This window comes from Citrobacter sp. MNAZ 1397 (assembly GCF_023613995.1).
Taxonomy (GTDB): Bacteria; Pseudomonadota; Gammaproteobacteria; order Enterobacterales; family Enterobacteriaceae; genus Phytobacter; species Phytobacter ursingii.
In genome coordinates, this window is record NZ_JAKIVH010000015.1 from 1 (window position 1) to 19,157 (window position 19,157).

Annotated in this window: 19 protein-coding genes; 6 read left to right on the top strand and 13 right to left on the bottom strand. The window is 52.7% G+C overall.

Annotation, left to right across the window (positions count from 1 at the left end; all coding sequences use genetic code 11):
• Together L2097_RS25070 and L2097_RS25075 are read right to left on the bottom strand one after the other, a co-directional pair.
• Positions 1–276, bottom strand: a 276-nt coding sequence (locus L2097_RS25070; protein ID WP_250353869.1) for a hypothetical protein, incomplete at its 3' end; no start/stop codon positions are given.
• A 71-nt stretch (positions 277–347) separates the two neighbouring features.
• Positions 348–1,214: an NmrA family NAD(P)-binding protein gene (locus L2097_RS25075; protein ID WP_085007032.1), complete on the bottom strand. Its 867-nt coding sequence runs from the start codon at positions 1,212–1,214 to the stop codon at positions 348–350.
• Positions 1,215–1,578: 364 nt separating this feature from the next.
• Here L2097_RS25075 and L2097_RS25080 point away from each other — a divergent pair, with 364 nt between their 5' ends.
• Together L2097_RS25080 and L2097_RS25085 are read left to right on the top strand one after the other, a co-directional pair.
• A complete protein-coding gene (locus L2097_RS25080; RefSeq protein ID WP_250353870.1) occupies positions 1,579–2,487 on the top strand; it encodes a LysR family transcriptional regulator in 909 nt (302 codons plus the stop codon).
• Between the two features lie 277 nt (positions 2,488–2,764).
• Positions 2,765–3,085 (top strand): cupin domain-containing protein, encoded by a 321-nt coding sequence (locus L2097_RS25085; RefSeq protein ID WP_250353871.1) that lies wholly within the window; start codon positions 2,765–2,767, stop codon positions 3,083–3,085.
• 174 nt (positions 3,086–3,259) lie between these two features.
• Here L2097_RS25085 and L2097_RS25090 read toward each other — a convergent pair whose 3' ends face one another.
• Both L2097_RS25090 and L2097_RS25095 read right to left on the bottom strand, forming a co-directional pair.
• Positions 3,260–3,643 carry an ester cyclase gene (locus L2097_RS25090; RefSeq protein WP_085007028.1) on the bottom strand — a complete coding sequence of 128 codons (384 nt, stop codon included), beginning with the start codon at positions 3,641–3,643 and terminating at the stop codon, positions 3,260–3,262.
• 129 nt (positions 3,644–3,772) lie between these two features.
• Complete coding sequence (locus L2097_RS25095) at positions 3,773–4,684, bottom strand: AraC family transcriptional regulator (protein ID WP_250353872.1); 912 nt, start codon at positions 4,682–4,684, stop codon at positions 3,773–3,775.
• 248 nt (positions 4,685–4,932) lie between these two features.
• Here L2097_RS25095 and L2097_RS25100 point away from each other — a divergent pair, with 248 nt between their 5' ends.
• Entirely contained in the window at positions 4,933–5,688 is a 756-nt protein-coding gene (locus L2097_RS25100) for an SDR family NAD(P)-dependent oxidoreductase (protein WP_250353873.1), read from the top strand.
• Between the two features lie 171 nt (positions 5,689–5,859).
• Here L2097_RS25100 and L2097_RS25105 read toward each other — a convergent pair whose 3' ends face one another.
• Together L2097_RS25105 and L2097_RS25115 are read right to left on the bottom strand one after the other, a co-directional pair.
• The gene (locus L2097_RS25105) at positions 5,860–6,327 is read right to left on the bottom strand and encodes a GNAT family N-acetyltransferase (RefSeq protein ID WP_250353874.1); all 468 of its coding nucleotides are present in this window, start codon (positions 6,325–6,327) and stop codon (positions 5,860–5,862) included.
• Positions 6,328–6,743: 416 nt separating this feature from the next.
• Positions 6,744–7,361, bottom strand: a complete 618-nt coding sequence (locus tag L2097_RS25115) for an FMN-dependent NADH-azoreductase (RefSeq protein WP_250353875.1) — start codon at positions 7,359–7,361, stop codon at positions 6,744–6,746.
• A gap of 113 nt (positions 7,362–7,474) precedes the next feature.
• Here L2097_RS25115 and L2097_RS25120 point away from each other — a divergent pair, with 113 nt between their 5' ends.
• Complete coding sequence (locus tag L2097_RS25120) at positions 7,475–7,879, top strand: winged helix-turn-helix transcriptional regulator (RefSeq protein ID WP_250353876.1); 405 nt, start codon at positions 7,475–7,477, stop codon at positions 7,877–7,879.
• 233 nt (positions 7,880–8,112) lie between these two features.
• Here the strand turns inward: L2097_RS25120 and L2097_RS25125 are convergent, their stop codons facing one another.
• The 5 genes from L2097_RS25125 to L2097_RS25145 all read right to left on the bottom strand — a co-directional run bounded on the left by L2097_RS25125 (position 8,113) and on the right by L2097_RS25145 (position 14,857).
• Positions 8,113–8,550: a VOC family protein gene (locus L2097_RS25125; protein ID WP_250353877.1), complete on the bottom strand. Its 438-nt coding sequence runs from the start codon at positions 8,548–8,550 to the stop codon at positions 8,113–8,115.
• 597 nt (positions 8,551–9,147) lie between these two features.
• Positions 9,148–9,957: an oxidoreductase gene (locus tag L2097_RS25130; RefSeq protein ID WP_250353878.1), complete on the bottom strand. Its 810-nt coding sequence runs from the start codon at positions 9,955–9,957 to the stop codon at positions 9,148–9,150.
• The gene (locus L2097_RS25135) at positions 9,950–13,060 is read right to left on the bottom strand and encodes an efflux RND transporter permease subunit (protein ID WP_250353879.1); all 3,111 of its coding nucleotides are present in this window, start codon (positions 13,058–13,060) and stop codon (positions 9,950–9,952) included. Before L2097_RS25135 ends, L2097_RS25130 begins: the two co-directional genes overlap by 8 nt.
• The gene (locus tag L2097_RS25140; protein ID WP_250353880.1) at positions 13,057–14,166 is read right to left on the bottom strand and encodes an efflux RND transporter periplasmic adaptor subunit; all 1,110 of its coding nucleotides are present in this window, start codon (positions 14,164–14,166) and stop codon (positions 13,057–13,059) included. The genes L2097_RS25135 and L2097_RS25140 overlap by 4 nt, the downstream gene beginning before the upstream one ends.
• A 76-nt stretch (positions 14,167–14,242) precedes the next feature.
• A complete protein-coding gene (locus L2097_RS25145) occupies positions 14,243–14,857 on the bottom strand; it encodes a TetR/AcrR family transcriptional regulator (RefSeq protein WP_250353881.1) in 615 nt (204 codons plus the stop codon).
• 89 nt (positions 14,858–14,946) lie between these two features.
• Between L2097_RS25145 and L2097_RS25150 the strand changes: the two genes are divergently transcribed.
• Together L2097_RS25150 and L2097_RS25155 are read left to right on the top strand one after the other, a co-directional pair.
• The gene (locus tag L2097_RS25150; protein WP_250353882.1) at positions 14,947–16,413 is read left to right on the top strand and encodes an efflux transporter outer membrane subunit; all 1,467 of its coding nucleotides are present in this window, start codon (positions 14,947–14,949) and stop codon (positions 16,411–16,413) included.
• Positions 16,414–16,487: 74 nt separating this feature from the next.
• The gene (locus tag L2097_RS25155; protein WP_250353883.1) at positions 16,488–16,967 is read left to right on the top strand and encodes a hypothetical protein; all 480 of its coding nucleotides are present in this window, start codon (positions 16,488–16,490) and stop codon (positions 16,965–16,967) included.
• A gap of 413 nt (positions 16,968–17,380) precedes the next feature.
• Here the strand turns inward: L2097_RS25155 and L2097_RS25160 are convergent, their stop codons facing one another.
• Together L2097_RS25160 and L2097_RS25165 are read right to left on the bottom strand one after the other, a co-directional pair.
• Positions 17,381–17,992 carry an ANTAR domain-containing response regulator gene (locus tag L2097_RS25160; RefSeq protein ID WP_250353884.1) on the bottom strand — a complete coding sequence of 204 codons (612 nt, stop codon included), beginning with the start codon at positions 17,990–17,992 and terminating at the stop codon, positions 17,381–17,383.
• Complete coding sequence (locus L2097_RS25165) at positions 17,989–19,146, bottom strand: transporter substrate-binding domain-containing protein (RefSeq protein ID WP_250353885.1); 1,158 nt, start codon at positions 19,144–19,146, stop codon at positions 17,989–17,991. Before L2097_RS25165 ends, L2097_RS25160 begins: the two co-directional genes overlap by 4 nt.
• Positions 19,147–19,157 lie beyond the last annotated feature (11 nt).

Consider the following 19,157-nt stretch of genomic DNA (forward strand, 5'->3'; position numbering starts at 1 on the left):
CGCGGTTTTGCCTGTAGCCCCGGTAAGCGCATGCGCCACCGGGGAATGTCCCGGATGCGGTGCTTGCCGCACCTTATCCGGGCTACGATCCCTCATTCGGGCCGCGGTTTTACCTGTAGCCCCGGTAAGCGCATGCGCCACCGGGGAATGTCCCGGATGCGGTGCTTGCCGCACCTTATCCGGGCTACGATCCCTCATTCGGGCCGCGGTTTTGCCTGTAGCCCCGGTAAGCGCAAGCGCCACCGGGGAATGTCCCGGATGCGGTGCTTGCCGCATTTTATCCGGGCTTGTATTTCTGTTTATAAAACCTGATGAAGCGTGGATACCTGCTTTTAAAGGGAGAAAGATTAATTTCCAGCTTTCAGTAAACCGCGAAGCACCTCTTCCAGTTGCGTGTCACCGATAGCCCGCTCATCTTCACTCCCTTCGAAGCAAATCCAGCCTTCGTTAAAGCCATCGATCATCTGCATACGAGGCAAAGGAAATTGGTGCCCCTGCTCACGAAATAAGGTTTCCCAGGTGTGACGCGCAACGGTTTCGGCAACAACCGGACGGCCTAAAATTTGCGAGAAAGTGCTGGCAATATCATTTGGCGAGACGCGACATGGCCCCTCCAGTTCAACGACGCGTTTTCCAGCCCAGTTTTGTTGCAATAACGAGGCAGCTAACTTACCAACATCGGCTGTGGCTACCATCGGAACGGCCTTATCCAGGGGTTGTAAAAAACTGTGAACGACGCCTTCCTCACTGGCAGAGACAACATCCAGGGCACAGTTCTCCATAAACCATCCAGGACGAAGAAACGCGACCGGCAACTCCAGATCGTTCAACGCCTTTTCCATCAACGTGCGCTGAGTTAGCAGGTTCATCTGTGAGGCCTGCGCGCCGATGGTAGAAAGACATACAACCTTCCCTGGTTCAGCGCTACGAATAGCCCGGACAAGCGCATCGATGATACGACATGCGACCGGGAACCCCGGCGCCGGGTCAAAATCGGAAGGAGGAAGGATGAACACCCCTTTCGCGCCTTTAAAAGCCTCAGCCAGAGCGTCGGCATCATCCATCTCAGCCATCGCGACGTCACACCCAGCCTCTCGCCATTCCCCGGCTTTAGCTGCGTTACGCATGACGCCGCGAACGGGAAGATTCTTGCTCAGCAGCGTGCGGGCAACAACGCCGCCCACTTTGCCGGTAATTCCAGTGATAACATACATTTATTAATTTCCTCTTTCTGAAAGAACAGGGGTCAAACGTTTTTTAAGGCCCGCCCGAGTTCACGTGCAAACTCACCGTATAGCTTCATGACTGCATCGTCGTAAAAAAGCAGCGTCTGGGTAAAAATCGCGCCGGACATGCGGCGATATGTCGAACGGATGGGAGGTTTTACAGCTGATAGCCCAGGAATAGATGCGCCTTTGAGCCCATCCCGGCGAGACACGGCCTGTGGCATATAAAGGTTTCCTCAAAGCGGTCAGTCAGTGAGCGCGAGTATAAGGAAGATAAATTATTGACAGAATGCTCAAACACTCACCACATTAGTGACATAACGTCATCTATTAACAACCAGGAGAAATGCTCATGAGCTTTGACGGGCGGCAATTGTCAAATATCAGCGTGCTGGCGGCGATTGTGCACAGCGGCAGCTTTGCCCGGGCAGCAGAATCTCTCAACATGTCAGCATCAGGCGTAAGCAGGGCCGTCACCAGACTGGAAACCAGTATTGGTGTAAGGCTTTTTGACAGAACCACTCGCGCAGTTAAGCTGACTGATGAAGGCAGAAGGCTGTATGAAGAGATAAGCCCTCTACTGGCAGGGATCAGTGATGCTATCAGTCTGACTTCCGGAGCTTCAACCGCCGTTACCGGGCGCCTGCGTGTGAATGTTGACCCCTTTTTTTCACGACATACGCTGGCTCCGACTATCAATGCGTTTATGAAATTCTATCCGGGTATTTCAGTGGAAATTGTTGCGCGCGATCAGCTCGGGGATCTGGTCTCAGAAGGATTTGATATTGCTGTACGATTTGGTAACCCGCCTGCATCTTCTTTGATTGCCCGCAGGTTGCTTGAAGTGCCCACCAAAACTGTGGCGTCTCCGGAATATATCCAGCAGCATGGCAAGCCTGAAACGCCGGCGGATTTAATTCATCATTCCTGCATTCAGGTCAGAAGTTCAATGACCGGGCAGCCATTAGAGTGGGAATATGCATTAAATGGAAACGTTATTCCTGTCAAAATATCCAGTCGCCTGATGGTGAATGATTCCGGAACGCTAATCGGAGCCTGTGTGTCGGGCGCAGGAATAGCACGAATTAAAGCCAGCGGCATTGAAGATCTCCTGGCCCAGGGTCGTCTGGTCGAGTTGCTTACTGGCTGGGAAAGCGAAAGTTTTCCGCTTTATGCGTTATATCCATCCCGGCGTCTTCCTCCTGCTAAAGTGAGAGCTTTTATTGATTTTGTAAGCAGAGTTTTAGAGCGCGGTATATAAGCTCATGAGCGGCCGCGCCGCGCTACTCGCCAGCCTTTTAAAACTATTTTCAGATGAACGTCAGCTTTGTGCCATTCGCTAACGCGATTAACCCATCGGCTCATTGTTCAATAGGGTTCTGGTCAGGTCAGATGGCAGCATGTGGTACTGCGAAAATAAGTGTGTTTGAAGTAAGGATATAGTTTTTTATTCAACTTGTTTTTCCATATTTGTTATATGACGCCATGGAACTTATATGGCATAAGAGCAATAAACGAATATCACATGGAATGACGTTATGACGCTGTATGACCTTAGAACCGAAGCACATGCATTAACTGATGCCTGGCACTCTATTGTATTAGGCCGTATTGGCACAGCAAATCTCAAAGTTTTACGAATGGATGAACGCTCAGTAATTGAAGAAGTACATACGTATGACGAGGGATTACTGGTCATTGATGGACGTCTGGAACTGAGTGTGGAAGGAAAAAAAATCTCTGTTACGTCTGGCCAGCTTTATGTGGCGAAAGCGGGTATTCCTCATACTGTAGAAACAGGCAGCTTTGGCATACTGGTTATCATTGATTTACCAGAAACGGAAATTGCCCACCGATAGTTTGTCCGCTGTTCACTCAAAGAAAACCTGCCTGTATCTGCATTTGCCGCTTCGTGGCAGGATCAGAAGTTGCGAACGTGTGGTTGGAAGGCTGAGTTATTGCTATGCCCGGCACTTGCGCAGGTCGACGTTTTGCCTGTTGCAAAATTTTGCCGTCCCGGAAGGGATAAATAGTTACTCAGCAATCTGTGCTTCGATTGCCGCTTTATCAATGACGGAAAGCACGTGGGTAATTTTCCCGTCATTCACTTCATAGAAAACATTTTCAGCAAAGGAAATATGCCGCCCATTAATTTTTAACCCGAGAAATTCGCCTTTTGGTGAACAATTAAACATCAGTCGGGCTGCAATAAGAGGAGGTTCACATACCAGACGTTCGACAACGAACGTAAGATTGGGGATATTCTCAACATCCTGAATAAGCATTGAACGATAACCTGACAAGCCAAACGGCCGGCCATTGTGCCTGGCATTCTCAGCAACATACAGCCCAAGCTCATCCCACGCGCGCCGATTCAGGCAGTCTATATATGCATAATAAAAATCCTTCATTATCATCTTATTACCCTTTTGTTTTACGTGGCGTCGTTATTGACGCTTTTCATTACTCTTCTCCAGAAGAGATGTCTCGCTTAAGAATGCGTAGTATCCCCTCATTGAACGCCTGGCGCATTGCGGACGCCATATTCACCTGGTCCTACCCTTCCCTGAAGGCGAACGTAGTTCGGGCTTCGCCAACTCCTCGCTTTTGCGCGCCTCACGAATACTGCGGGCCGGTGGGTGGCCGAACATGCGCGAATATTCACGGGTAAACTGCGTCACGCTCTCATAGCCTACACCATGGGCAGCGGTGCTGATTGCCGCACCTTCTGCAAGCATACGCCTGCGAGCTTCTACCAGGCGCAGCTGTTTCTGAAATTGCAGCGGTGTAAGTGTCGTGACATTGCGAAAATGCGTATGGAATACCGAAAGACTCATACCCGCCGCATCGGCCAGTGTTTTGACTCGCAACGGCTGATCATATTTCGTCCGAACAATCTCGACAGCCCGGGCGATCCGGCGGGCATGGCTATCAATGTTTCCGAGGGTGCGCATAGATTTGCCATATCGTCCGGAGAGCAACCAGTAATGCAACTCACGCACCATCTGGTGCCCCAGCATCTTCAACGCATGGGGTCTGTCGAGCAATTTCAGCAGGTGCAACGCGGCTTCTGCAACGTCCTGTTCAATCTGGTCAACCCTCACTGGCAAATCCGGTGTGACCTCCAGTTTTCCCATATCGCTAACCAGTTCGGTAATCACAGCGGCGTCAAGTTCCACAACCAGTGAATAATAGGGGGTAGCGGCGCTGGCGGTGATAACCTGGCTTACTGTCGGCACATCCACAGTAACCAGCAACGACTCCCCCGCACCAAACTCAAAAGTATGATTGCCCATCGTCACACGTTTGCGGCCTTGCAGCACAAGTGCGAGCAACGGTTTAGTAATGGCGAACTGCAATAGGGAAGGTGCGGCCTCGCTTAAAATGAATACCCCTGGAATCGGGGTAGTTGCCACACCGTCTTTAGTGAGGTGCGCGTCAGCATATTTCCGCGCCAACCGTAGTAGTGCCGCAGTCGTCCTTTCGCCTTCAGACTCATCAGTGCCTGAGACATATTTTTCAGATAATCGGGGCATCACTATCATATTTTTAGGCTAATAAATGTGGCTTGAGTATACGCTAATCGTAGTACGATTCTGGTTGAACAGAAATTTCAACATTATCAGGCAAGCCTTCGGTATTATCGGGCAACCTAAAATGTGTCGTGATGGTTAGTATTTTATCTCCCTTCATCAGGAGATATTCCATGACAAACATTACTCTTGTGACCGGTGCCAGTCGGGGCCTTGGTCGAAATACTGCACTAAGCATTGCCCGCCATGGTGGCGATGTGATCATTACCTATCGTAATGGGAAAGAAGCGGCAGACGCAGTGGTGGCTGAGATCCAGTCCCTTGGTCGTAAGGCAATCGCACTTCAACTGGACATGAGCAATATGTTCTCCTTTCCCGATTTCGTGGCCGCGGTACGCGCAGCGTTGAAAGACACCTGGGGGCGCGATACGTTTGAACATCTGATTAATAACGCCGGGCATGGTGAAATGGCCGACTTCGTGAACACCACAGAAGCGCAGTTTGACGCCCTCTTTGACGTCCACGTGAAAGGCGTATTTTTCCTGACCCAGTCACTTCTGCCGATCCTCGCCGATGGCGGACGGATCATCAATTTCTCATCGGGCCTGACCCGAGTGTCTTTCCCTGGGTTCTCGGCCTACGCGGCTGCCAAAGGCGCAGTGGAAGTGCTCACCGTTTATATGGCTAAAGAACTGGGCAGTCGCGGTATTACGGTCAATACCATTGCTCCAGGCGCTATCGAAACGGATTTCCTGGGAGGCGCTGTACGTGACATTCCCGATTACAACAAAGCCTTTGCAGGGATGACTGCGCTTGGTCGCGTGGGCGTACCAGACGACATCGGTCCGATGATTGCCAGCCTGTTGGGTGAGGACAACCGGTGGGTCACTGGTCAGCGCATTGAAGTGTCCGGCGGACAGTCGATTTAATGGCTCAGTGATAGATTCCACTGCGGGTGGAATCTATCGTTTTCCCAGTCTGCTATTGAACCACGACACTACGACGCACAGCGGAGAATCCCTCAACGTTCGCTCCGTGGCAGAAGCGGATTGGGAACTCAGGCGTAAATAGGCCTGCATAGAACTGAACATAAGCGTAAGTCAGCCAGACTTTTTCCCATGGGTATAAATATCAGGCCGGGTGATGGTCCATGCATAGTTTTGCTGGTTTACGGGCTCGTAGCCAAATTTTTCATAAAGCCAGGGCGCGGTTGTTGTGAACAACATGATCCTGCGTAGCTGCTCAAACACAGGATGATCATGGATGCATTCCATCACCCATCTGCCAAGCCCCTCGCCCTGATATTCTTCCAGAACATAGACATCACAAAGGTAAGCGAACGTAGCGTAATCTGTTATCAGACGGGCGAAACCTATCTGTGCATTATCATGGTAAACGCCAAAACAAAGGCTGTTTTCAATTGATGCGCCGACAATAGCCAGAGTAATACCTTTAGCCCAGGTAGATCTTGTCAGGTAGCGATGGATTGCCTGCACGTCCAGTTTTTCTCTGTCGGTACTGATCAGGTAGTTATCCTTATGCCATTCACGTTGCTGCGAAATACTCACGTTCGTTCCTGCTTATAAGGTTTAGGGAAATCCAACCTTATCATTTGATGGAAAGTTGTCTTATATGAATTGCTTCGGGATCGTTAAATTCTATGCTGTTATCAATTCGGATGGGCCCTGACGTTCAGGCTGCCCTGTTCCCGGTGGATTAATACATACACTCAGTCCCCATGAACAGAGAGGCGCAGGATATGATTAATAGCGGCGGCTATTTCGTCTTCACTGCGCCCGCCATTGATTGCAAAGCGGTTGTCAAAAACGAAGTGCGGAACCGAACGAACGCCTGCCGCCGTGGCGTTCGCCGCGTCTTGCTCAATCTGCGTGCGACAGGTGGTATCGAGTGCGAGGGTGCGGGCCTCATCCCTGCTGAATCCACAGGCAGCCGCAACGTCGTTCTGCGCGCGCTCGGGTTATGGTCATGCCACCTTCGCCAACAGGGCTTGCACAGCCGCCTCGGTACTGGCGATGGCAGCTTGTGCCGCGTCCGGGCCTTGCACCGTGCCCTCGATGCGGAGGAGCTCGACGTTGGTCAACCCGATGAAGCCGAGCATATGCAGAAGATAATTGGTCTGGAAATCGAACGGTGCATAGACGCCCTCCGAGAAAACCCCTCCGGCAGCAGTGACCAGATAAACCTTCTTGCCAGTCAGCAGGCCCTGGGGTACACCTGCCCCGTAACTGAAGGTGACTCCCGGCCAGGTAACATTGTCAATCCAGGCTTTGAGTTGCGAAGATGGACCGAAATTCATCATGCCCGATCCAATCACAATCACGTCCGCGGCACGCAACTCATCAACCAGTTCCATGGCACCTTCGACAGCCTGAGTCTCTTCTGCTGTACGGGCATCAGGCGCCATCACGCGGCCCTTGATATAGTCTTGTGTAATGTGCGGCGCCGGGTTGGTAACCAGGTCGCGAACGGTCAGCGAGCCCCCGGACTGCATCCTGATACCATTGGCAATTTCCGTGGCGAAGCGCGTGGAAAGACTTTCAGCCCCGCGGGGACTGGACGTGATCAGCAAGATTCTGCTCATGGTGACTCCTCATGTGGTATAAAATAGATACCAGGTAACATTTACATCCCTGGTTATCTATCGATACAGAGGATACTAAGATTCCTGTCTGCATTTAACAAGAAGGCACATCCATGTCACTGAGTCACAAAAACTTGCCCGAAGAATTGCCAACCCCTGATTCGGGAGGCTGTCAGGCTACCCGCGAGATACTGGATCGTATCGGCGACAAATGGAGTCTCTACATCATTGCCTCGCTGGCCAACGGGAAGCGGCGGTTCAATGAGTTAAGGCGCACTATTGAAGGCATCTCCCAACGGATGCTGACGCTGACTTTGCGAGGAATGGAGCGCGACGGTATTGTTACCCGGACGGTTTATCCGACGATTCCGCCACGCGTCGAATACGAACTCACCGAACTCGGCCGGACGTTGTTAGTGCCTGTGATGGCGCTCGTGAACTGGGCAAACGACAACCGATTCACCATTGTCGAAGCACATAAACGCTTCGATGACGCGCGCGAACCAGACGAGAGATAAGCCAGGGGCATGATTACGCCAGTGACTGAAGCCATTTGCTGGCCGAAACAGAAACGGGAGACAGAACATGTGTCCGACAAGCCTTGATCCAACGGACTGGATAACAATGATTATCTTCAGCTGTTCGCGCTTAACGCACGTGCCAGCTTCCTGACCGGCTGCTGAGTGCCAGGAGCTGACGTTGCAGACATCACTGTTTTAATGAGAGGATAACAGGTCATAAGATGTGGACTTCATTGACTGAGTTCCATCAATTCAAGCGTCTGGCCATCAGGGCTTTGTAAATATATGACTCTGGTTCCCTGCATGGGGCCTGACAACACTGTCTGAGGTTTACCCGGCGTCTTCCAGCCATAGTCCGATACTTTGCTCAAGAGCGTATCAAGATCCTCAACGATAAAAGCAAGGTGAGCGTAGCCTGGGATATAGGGTGCTGAAGGTTCTTCTGGCTGCTCAATGTTATTGTATTGTAGTAATTCAATCTTAATATCAGCCAGTTCAAGCAAAGCCATTCGTACATCAGCTCCCCTTGCGCCTGTGACTTCATCGATTATAGGTCCAGACATGTTTCCTTCGCGTAATAACTTCCCTCCGAGGATTTGAGTCCAGAAGAATAATGAGTCTTCAATATTTTTAACTGAAAAACCAACGTGATTAGCACTTAAGATCATGCGATTACCTGCTGAGTTTTGAAAAATGAGCATCCAACTATCTGAAATCCCTGTTTTACCACTTCACGATAAGTGCGAGGGAATTTATTCAGGAAACAACACAGTTAAGTGTAGTCTGAATAATATATTTATGATTCATCCACCGTGACAGCTATGCAAGTTATCTGCTCCCTGTTGAGAATACGCTACTGCGTCGCAAACCTATATCAATTATAGAAAAACTGCGAATGGCTATATTTCGCTCACAGCAGGCGTTCAGCGAGGCAAACTTGTCTACCTTGTGTCAGAAACGAATGCTGCTGACATTGAAATAGTTACTATCTCAAATAGCATTAACATGCCGCTTATTTAATCAAGGATAATTCTATTACCAATGCAACATCGATACTCTTCAAAATAGCATTCACTCCCCTGTCGCTTTTTCGCTTCCTGCCATAAATCGATTTCGCGCTAACATTGCGGCTTACTGGATTAGATATCTCGACGCGAGAGGGCCCACCTGAGGGGGTACTGATAAGAAGAGGTTGACACGAAAAGTGATGCCCGTTGCTGATGCGGAGCAACGGGCATATCCGTCAGGACGCGATGCCTTAGGTCTTACTCTTTCATTCCAAAGGTTTTTCGTAGTCCTTTACTTACCATACTTGCTGGCGCAAAGCGGTGTAATCTGGCTAGCAGCGTGGCTTCACCTCCTGGGGTATTGCGCATTTTCCATGGACCCAGAGCAGCGGTCACAATGGTTCCAGCCACAACCTCGGGTAAGGACGCCGTACCGACTCTTTTCAATATGGCCTCCAGGGTCTGGCCCCGCGCCTCTTCATAAAAGGCTATCTTTTCTGCCGTTTCAGCGGAATTCACATCAAGTTTTGTTCTTGTAAAAGTCGGCTCAACCAGCGTAATGCGAACGCCGCTTTCACGTAGTTCGTGATCCAGGGTTTCCGACATCCCTTCCAGAGCATGCTTGGACGCAGCGTAGATGCCCATAAAGGGCGCAGGCAGAAAACCCAGCACGGAACTCACATTCACGATGCGCCCGCTTTTCTGGTTTCGCATGTGTGGCAATACCGCTTTTGTCGTACGTAATGCCCCGAAAAAGTTGGTATCAAACAGTCGGGTGGCCTCCTCTATTGAGGTTTCCTCAACCGCACCGATCAGGGACACACCCGCGCTGTTAACCAGGACATCAATACGTCCGGCTTTGGCTATCACCCTTTCAATTGCCTGTTGCACCGAATGTTCATCCCGGACGTCCATTTGCGTTAGTCCGACACCATGCAAAGGCGAGGCGGCATCGATATCCCTGACCGTTCCAAATACCTGACACCCTCTGGCTTTAAAGGCCAGGGCTGCCGCCCTGCCAATGCCTGATGAAACGCCGGTAATCAGAACGACTTTATGTTCAGACATTGTTTAATCCCTCAGAAGTGGAATGGTTTTCGGTCAACGAGGTTGAATCCGGACGCTTGATCCGAAACCAGATGGCATACATAGCAGGCAGGAACACCAGCGTAATAATGGTGCCCCCCAGTGTCCCGCCTATCAGGGTGTAGGCCAGGGTTCCCCAGAACACCGAATGGGTTAACGGGATAAAGGCCAGAATGGCCGCCATCGCCGTGAGCAGTACAGGCCTGGAGCGCTGCACCGTTGCCTCAATGACCGCATGAAAGGGTGCAAGCCCTTCTTGCTCGTTGTGATGAATCTGGCCGATGAGGATCAGCGTGTTACGCATCAAAATCCCTGACAGGGCAATCAGACCAACCAGCGCATTGATGCCAAAAGGCTGGTTGAAGAGCAGCAAGGTTGGCACCACCCCCACCAGCCCCAGTGGCGCGGTCATAAAGACCATCACCATCGCCGACATCGAGCGCACCTGAAGGATAATGATCAGCAGTGTCATGGCTATCATGATTGGGAATAAAGGTGCCATCGCTTTGGTGGCTTTCCCTGATTCCTCAATCGAGCCAGCCTGTTCAATCCGGTATCCATCCGGAAGGGTGGTGATGATGGGCTGCAACTGCTTCATCATCGCAGTGGAGACATCCGGCGGCTGAAGAGATTCGGCGATATCGCCCCGTACGGTAATGGTTGGCATACGGTCGCGACGGCGCAGAACCGGGTCTTCCATGCGCACTTCCACCTCGCCAACCTGCGATAACGGCACACGCTGCCCTGCAGTGCCAACCAGGGTGAAACCCGCTATTTTCGCCGGATCCAGCCTGATATCACCCGCTGCGCGCCCCACGACCTGCACCGAGCGGATATCTTCACGCACGGCGGTGACCGGAACGCCCGAAAGCAGGAACTGAAGCTGCTGAGCTACTGCGTTTGATGTCAACCCCACCGCCTGCAGACGATCCTGATTCAGGGTGAAATGCAGTGTCGGTACGCGTGAGCCCCAGTCCGTGTTGACCGTTCTCATCAGCGGGCTGGCCTGCATCAGCGTTTTCACCTTATCTGCAATGTCTCGTAATACACCCGGATCCGGCCCTGTCACACGAAAGGCAACCGGATAAGGTGAATACGGGCCAAAGACCAGTTGGGTCACGCGAACCCGCGCCTCCGGTGCCAGCCCGTCAGCCGCAGCCTGGCGAAGGCGAAACTTGAGCGCCTCACGGGCTTCCTGGCTGTCGGTCAGGACAACAATTTTCGCAAAGGAAGGATCGGGCAGTTCCGGCGCCATGGCGAGATAAAAGCGGGGTGATCCTTGTCCGATATAAGCCGTGACGATTTTTGCTTCTTTCTGGCGCTTTAGCCAGTCTTCAATTTTCGTCACGGCGGCGCTGGTTTGTTCGATGGACGTGCCGTACGGCATCTGCACTTCCACGAGAACCTCAGGCCGGTCAGACGTCGGGAAAAACTGTTTTTTCACCAGCGCCATGCCGAGAATAGCAACGGTGAATACCGCGACGACAGAACCTGCGACCAGCCATTTTCGCGCGATGACCCGCGTCAGCAACTGACGAAAACGGTTATAGCGTCGGGTGTTGTAGATAGCATCATGCCCCCCTTCAACCGTTTTGATCTCTGGCAGCATTTTCACCCCGAGATACGGGGTAAACACCACCGCCACCACCCAGGAAGCAATGAGTGCAATCCCCACAATCCAGAACATGTTGCTGGTGTATTCACCCGCCGTGGATTGCGCAAACCCGTTGGGCATAAAGCCGACGGCCGTGACCAGCGTACCGGCCAGCATTGGTGCCGCGGTGTGGCTCCAGGCATAGGCTGAGGCTTTGATTCGGTCGTAGCCCTCCTCCATTTTCACTACCATCATTTCAATGGCAATGATGGCGTCATCCACCAGCAACCCCAGCGCCAGGATAAGCGAGCCCAGGGTAATACGGTCGAAGTTTTTACCTGTCGCCTCCATGACCACAAAGACGACAGCCAGTGTCAGTGGCACCGCCGCAGCGACCACCACGCCCACACGCCAGCCCATACTGAGAAAGCAGACCACCATCACAACCAGCAATGCGACGAAAAATTTGATCATGAACTCATCAACGGCGGAGCTGATGTTAACGGACTGATCGGTGACTTTCGCGAATGTCATCCCAAGAGGCATGTCCGCATTGATGCTGGCGGCTTCTTTATCCAGCGCTTTACCCAGCGCCAGACCATTCCAGCCCTCACGCATCACGATCCCCAGCAGAAGTGCAGGTTCCCCCTGGTTACGGACCATAAAGGTCGCGGGATCTTCGTAACCGCGCTCAACGGTCGCCACATCAGAAAGCTTGAGCGTCCTTCCCTGCGCCACAATCGGCGTTTCACGAATTTTCTCAAGTTTGTCAAATGCCCCATCCAGACGGATAAAAACCTGCGGCCCATGGCTGTCTATTGAACCGGCTGGCGTCAGCACGTTCTGGTTGTTCAGGGCAGCAAAGATATCCTGCGGTGCGATACCCAGCGTTGCCAGACGATCATGGGAAAAGGAGACAAATATCCGCTCGGCCTGCTCACCGATAATATTGACCTTTTTCACCCCGGGTACATGCAATAAGCGCTGGCGTAATGACTCGGCATCGCGCACCAGTAGTCGCTGCGGCTCGCCTTTTGCCTTCAGCGCAAAGAGCGCAAATGTGACATCCGAGAACTCATCGTTGACCATAGGACCAGCCACTCCTGCCGGCAGGTTTTTGGCTTCATCGCTGAGTTTTTTGCGGGCCTGATAGAACTCTTCCTGGACCTCGGAGGGGGGAGTACTGTCCAGTAATGAGAGCATGGTAAAAGCCAGACCGGGGCGCGTGTAGGTCTCTGTGCGGTCATACCACCTGAGTTCCTGAAGGCGTTTTTCCAGCGGTTCGGCCACTTGATCCTGCATTTCCTGAGCCGTCGCGCCGGGCCACGCCGTAATGATGGTCATCTGTTTGACGGTAAAAGGCGGGTCTTCTGCACGGCCCAAACCAAGGAACGCGAGAATACCGGCAACGGTGATAAGCAGGATAAGAAACAGCGTAACGGAACGCTCGCGCACGGCAAGCGCGGAAAGATTGAAACGCCCGCGACTCATGGCCGACTCCCGGCGACACTGACATCGCTCTGCTTCGCCAGCCGGACTGTCTCACCGTCATGCAGAAGATGAGCGCCCAGCGCCACGACCTGCTCGCCGGGCTTAAGGCTGCCGGTCACGCTTGCCGCATTATCTCCGAGGCTCACAACCTGCACGGGCCGCCATGCCACTCTGGCGGGATTGCCTGAAATACTCCAGACACCCGGGCCTTTACCCGCGTCATAAACGGCGGCTAAAGGCACCTGCAGCAACGGCTGCGATGCTCTGCTCTGCGCAATATGGAGGGTGACCGTGGCTCCCAGGGGGGCACCAGACAATGGACCATCGAGCACATACCGCGCCTCAAACGTGCGGGTCAGCGGGTCGGCCGCATCAGAGAGTAACCGCAGTGTCGCGGAAACGGGCTGTTTATCGCTGCCGTACAGAAAAGCCTGTGCCGCGCTTCCAACAACCGGGCGCAGCGTTTCAGGCAACTGGACGATCGCTTCGCGTTGCCCTGCTCTTGCAAGCCTGATAACCGGCTGTCCGGCACTGACGACCTGACCTGGTTCGGCCAGCGTATCCATCACCACACCGTCGGCATCGGCCACCAGGAGCGCGTAGCTCATGGCGTTTTGCGCCACATTCGCCTGCGCCTGGGCGGCGCTGAGGTCGGCCCTGGCCGTATCTGCGGCGGCCTTAATCTGATCATAAGCGGATGCCGATACAGCACCTGTGGTGACCAGACCGCGATATCGTAATTCGTCATCCGCTGTCTGTCGGGCGCGTGCTTTTGCTGCGGCGACAGCCTGCTGCTGGGCCTGAGCCTGCAGGCTCAGATCAACCGGGTCCAGACGCATTAATGGCTGGCCACGTTTCACCGTCTGACCGGTATCAACAAGGCGTTCCAGGATTTTGCCTTGAACCCTGAAACCAAGGTCACTTTGTACTCGCGCAACAACGACCCCTGTGAAGGCGCGGGAAACGTCGGTTGCGTTGATCGCAATAGCAGACCTGACCAAAGGTGGCAGGCTACGTGGATCGCTGTTATCGGACACGTCACCGCAGGCCACAAGGGCAAACGGCAACAGGCAAGCAGCAAAGGTGACAGGTTTAAGCCCGAGCATGGGTTCCCTTAATTCATGAAAGAGGACAGGAACCCCATATTCAAACTAGTGACCATTTTTGTCAATAGTCACAGAATCAGGGAGACAAACTTCGCAGGATGAGTGATGACAATAACACCGCCGCTGTCTGGGCGGTTTCCAGATTATATTGCAGTTGCACCGGGCTGATATAAGGCCTCATGACCATAAAAATGGCATCTGCCGCCTCGTCCAGGGGCGTTTTTCTCTCGAATTCACCCGCCTGGCGCCCTTCAACAATAATCTGCTCAATGAGCTGCCGCAGGTGCTGCTCATGAGCTTGTGCTGACGGCCATTTGTCACGCACAGCCACCGCCGCAATGTCATACAACTTCCGGTCACAGAAAAACAAATCGCTGCCAGATTCTGACAATGCCCTGAATAACCGCCTTATTTTCTCTGCGGCTGTGGGCGCATCCGCAATCGCTGCGTTGACAATGTCCCTGATGATCGCCAGCCGGTTAGCGCAGATCACTTCACCGATGGCCTGTTTGGAGTCGAAAAACTTATAGATATACGCTTTCGAAAAACCGATTGCTTTGGCAAGGTCGGACACAGTGGTTTTTTCGTAGCCAAAGTGGCCGAAATGCTCTGTAGCCGCTTCAACAACCTGATCACGGACGCTGTGGTCGGAAGGTCCCCTGAAAGGGTTTTCATTCATCTGTTTAGTCATTTTTCCAGCTTAGCTCAATGAAGCCTGATTGACAACGAGTGACCATTTGGTAATGTAGTCACAATTCAAATTCGACTCAAGGGTTCTTCATGTTTTCCCGAAATGCACTTGCACTGATTGTGGGTGCCTGCACCCTTACAGGCTGTACCGTCGGGCCAGACTACCATCGCCCTGCGGCTCCACTTGCGGAACGTTATCAGGCTCAACCGGCCTCACAGCAACGTAAAACACCCGAACCCGACAGTTCCCGCCTCTGGTGGGAGAGCTTCGGCGATCCTTTGTTAAGTCAGTTCGTTTCAGACGCACTCTCGCAAAATCTCGACCTGGCCCAGGCTTCTGCCAGGATGACGCAGGCAAGAGCCGGGCTGGGTGCTGCCACGGCGGCCCTGCTTCCCTCGGGAAATATCAGCGGACAAGCTGCCCGCGCTTATCAGTCGGTGGAAACGCCGTTGGGTCAGGTGGTCAGTTCAACGCCGGATTATAATCGCTACGGCAATTCATATGAAACCGATCTCAATGCTGGCTGGGAGATAGACCTGTTTGGCGGCCTGAGACGAGGCCGTCAGGCTGCTCTGGCCGATTATCAGGCTTCTGAGGCCGGTGTCGCGGCGACACGTCTTGCTGTCGCCGCGCAAACTGCGGATATCTATATCACCCTGCGTGGATTACAGACCCGTCTGGATATTGCGAATAAACAGGTCATCACACAGCAACAACTGCTGGAAAGGGTTCAACTGTTGCACAGTAGAGGGCTGGCACCAGAATATCAGATCCGTCAGACAGAAGGTGCACTGGCACAGGTAAAGGCAACGGTACCGGTTCTGAACAACGGGCTTGATGCCGCCATGAATGCGCTGGACGTTATGCTCGGTACGCCGCCAGGGACGCATCGCGCGAAACTGGCTTCACCGGGAGCTATTCCTCATCCCCCCGAAATTACCGCAATGGGCACCCCGGCTGACCTGCTTCGCCGCAGACCCGATATTATTGTGGCCGAGCGCCATCTGGCTGCAGCGAACGCCCGTATCGGTGTGGCTGTCAGCGAGTATTATCCAAAGTTTTCCCTTAACGCGCTGCTGGGCAGCGCAACGGCAGTGTCAGGCGACCATCTTTTCACTGCCGGCGCCAGCCAGTCTTCAGGTGTGCTGGGGTTACGCTGGCGGCTCTTTGACTTTGGCCGTATCAACGCGCAAATAGAGCAGGCAAAAGGCCAGGAAGCAGAAGCGCTTGCCGCTTATCGTCTGTCAGTCTTGCGCGCAACGGAAGATGTTGAGAATGCCTTCTCGGCACTGGTCAATCGCCAGACACAAACAGCCACATTGACCGGCGGTGAAACCGCCCTGGCCAGCGCCCGACAATCTACTTTTATTGCTTTTCAGCAAGGTACCGCCAGCCTGATTGACGTGCTGCACAACGATGAAACGCTTCTCCAGGCGTCCGATGCCAGAGCGCAGGCGCAGACAGAATCGGCCCAGGCAGCCGTGGCGGCATTCACGGCGCTGGGCGGTGGCTGGCAATCTTCATTACCTGGCGAAATGGCAAATAAACCCGGATAAATGGACTCGCTGGCTTTTTAAATAGAGCAAAAATGTGTTTATTCAAATGAGCATTACGGCAAAAAGGTGGCGATATGGCGCGAATAGGCATCCTTGGAATAAATGATCTGACTGAAACCTTTCTGGTCGAATTGTTCCGCCGTGATCCACACGCTCATGTTTTTCTTTCAGCCGAAGATAACGAACGCGCCAATCTGCTGGCAAGAAAGTTTCCCTGCTGGGTCCAGGACAACGGGCAGTCTGTCGTGGATGAATCCGATATTATTCTTATATCACATGAGAGAATCAGGTCAGAAAATATTGAGTATCAGCAAACACAGTTAGTTCTTTTATTAGAGGTCATGCCTCCATTTAATAATCACAATATTTTACCCAGGACAGAACAGGTTATAAAAAGATGTGTTGCGTTACACAATATTTCGCCCTGTTTCCAGTTAACCGATGAACAGATTGATAACTACCTCTTTGTTCTTCGGGTGCAGTTAATGTCCATGAAGCGCATTCATTCGCTGGAGATAAATATTCAGACAACGTCTGAATCAACCACACCATAGGTTTAAGGATGGAATCTTGACCTGCCAGGGGCCTAGCGGATGAGGACTCAGCGATAAAAAACAGAATAGCGTTTATGAGTGATTAAAGCTTGTGGATAAAAAAGATACTGAATTTAATCTAAAAACGCGGAACTCAATGAGAATAACAAATATCACTCACTCATTAAAATTTAAGAAAACAGGTATCCTAAACTGAGGGGTACACCAGCGGGTTTCGACGCCCCCGAATGATGCATGGGTGCTTTATTGTTGATTAATACAGATATTGAGTGATTTTTAATATAAACCTGGCGAACGCCTGCTGAGCGCCAGGAGCGGACAGTGCAAACATCACACTGTTTTAATCAATGGTGCAGGTCAATGCTAAGAAACCTACTGATAGGTTTATGTCGCTCAGGACATTGCGTGGATACTTACCATTCCGCCAGCAGTGATCTTAACCGGTTAATCCAGGACTCCGTGTCGTTCAGCAACTCACAACTGAGGTTTTCAATGGTCATGTGTTGCGCCATGGAGGCGCGGCGCAGCAAGTTGTAGGCATCGTCCTCCTCCAGCCGTAGCGCGTGCATAACCCGCAGTTGCGCGGAAAACAGAAACTTACGCGCTCGTAGTCGCTCCTCCTGCCGCCGGAGCTGCGCTTCAAGCTGGTTGATATGCGCGGCATGATTAAGCGCCAGTGTAAAAGCGGTCATCACACCATCAAAGCGCACCGGTTTTCGCATATAGCTGTCGATCTTCTGCTCGGCAATCCACTGTAAACGCGATGGCGTTTCAATGGCGGTGAGCGCAATCTTCGGCAGCGCGGGCCAGGGTAGCGGGTTTGTGGGATGAAACAGGGTGGAGTTATCACCGTCGAACACCAGTAAGTGTTGGTCAGCCAGTTGGCTCTCGTCCGGAAACACAGCACAGAACACTCCTTCAATGCCTATACGGCTAAACTGCTGCGCCAGGTGATGGTTATCACGATCGGAACAGCCAATCACACACGCTTTTAATCCGCGCATCTGCACGTTTTTCCGGCTCATTCGTGACCTCCGCGATGCGTGAGGCTCGCAAGATCCACCCAGGCCAGCCAGGGATCGGGTTTCACCGCGGCATCAGCCTGCCAGAAACTCTCCAGCCTGCCGTTATGACAGCGCGCCAGATGCGGGGTCAACCAGCAGTGATTATTGTCGGCGTCGAGGCGAATCCGTCCGGCTGGCGAATCCAGTTCATCCTGCAATACCGCATTGCGCACGCCTTCAACGTCAGCATTGCCGTGGCGCGCAATGGCTCTCGCCAGCAAATGCCCGGCCAGCCAGGCACTCTCGCTGTCCACTGACGGCGAAACATGCTCACCAAAGCGCTGGCGATAGCTGCTCAGAAAGCGCCGATTGGCGCTACTGTCAATCGACTGAAACCAGCTGGCAGAAACCAGATACCCCTCCAGCGCCTCTGCGCCAATTAACTGAACTTCCGGCTCACACAGCGTCAGGCTTAGCTTGAGCACTTCGTTTAACCACGGTTGCTGCTGGCAGGCCTGGTGCCAGGCGCGGTAAAAACTGTAGGCGCTTTTGCCGACCATAGTATTCAGGAGCACTTTCGGGCGACTGGCGATAATATCAGCGATTAACGCCTCCACATTTTCGTCACCCAGCGGCAGTAATTTACTCTGCACCACGCTGCCACCGGCGGGGACCACGGCTTCACGGGTAATGCGATCCATCTCCCAGGACCAGACATAGTTAGAACCGACATGATAGATCTCCGCTGCCTGTTGCTGTAACAGCCAGCTAAGCATCGGCAAGATATGCTGATTGGGGGTGGCGCCAAGGTAAATCACGCTGTTACTGCTCTCAAACCCCTCGTAGCGCGCGGAATGCCACAGCAGCGCGTTGGCGCCTTCGATCAACGGCAGAATGGTTTTACGCGCCGCGGAAGTGTAGCAGCCGATCACATGACGCACGCCGTGGCGATAGAGTAAGTCGTGGCAATATTCATAGTAGAGATCCAGCGAACCCTGCGGATCACGGATCACGGGAGCAAGGGTAAATTGATGGGCAGGATTGGCGTTTATCTCCTCGATCGCCAACAGAATACCGGTGAGCATCTCGCGCCCGATAACCGCATAATCGCCGGAAACAGAATAGAGAATACCGACTGGAATAACGCGTTTAGGCAGCGGCTGAGTGGCAGACATAATAGCTCCTG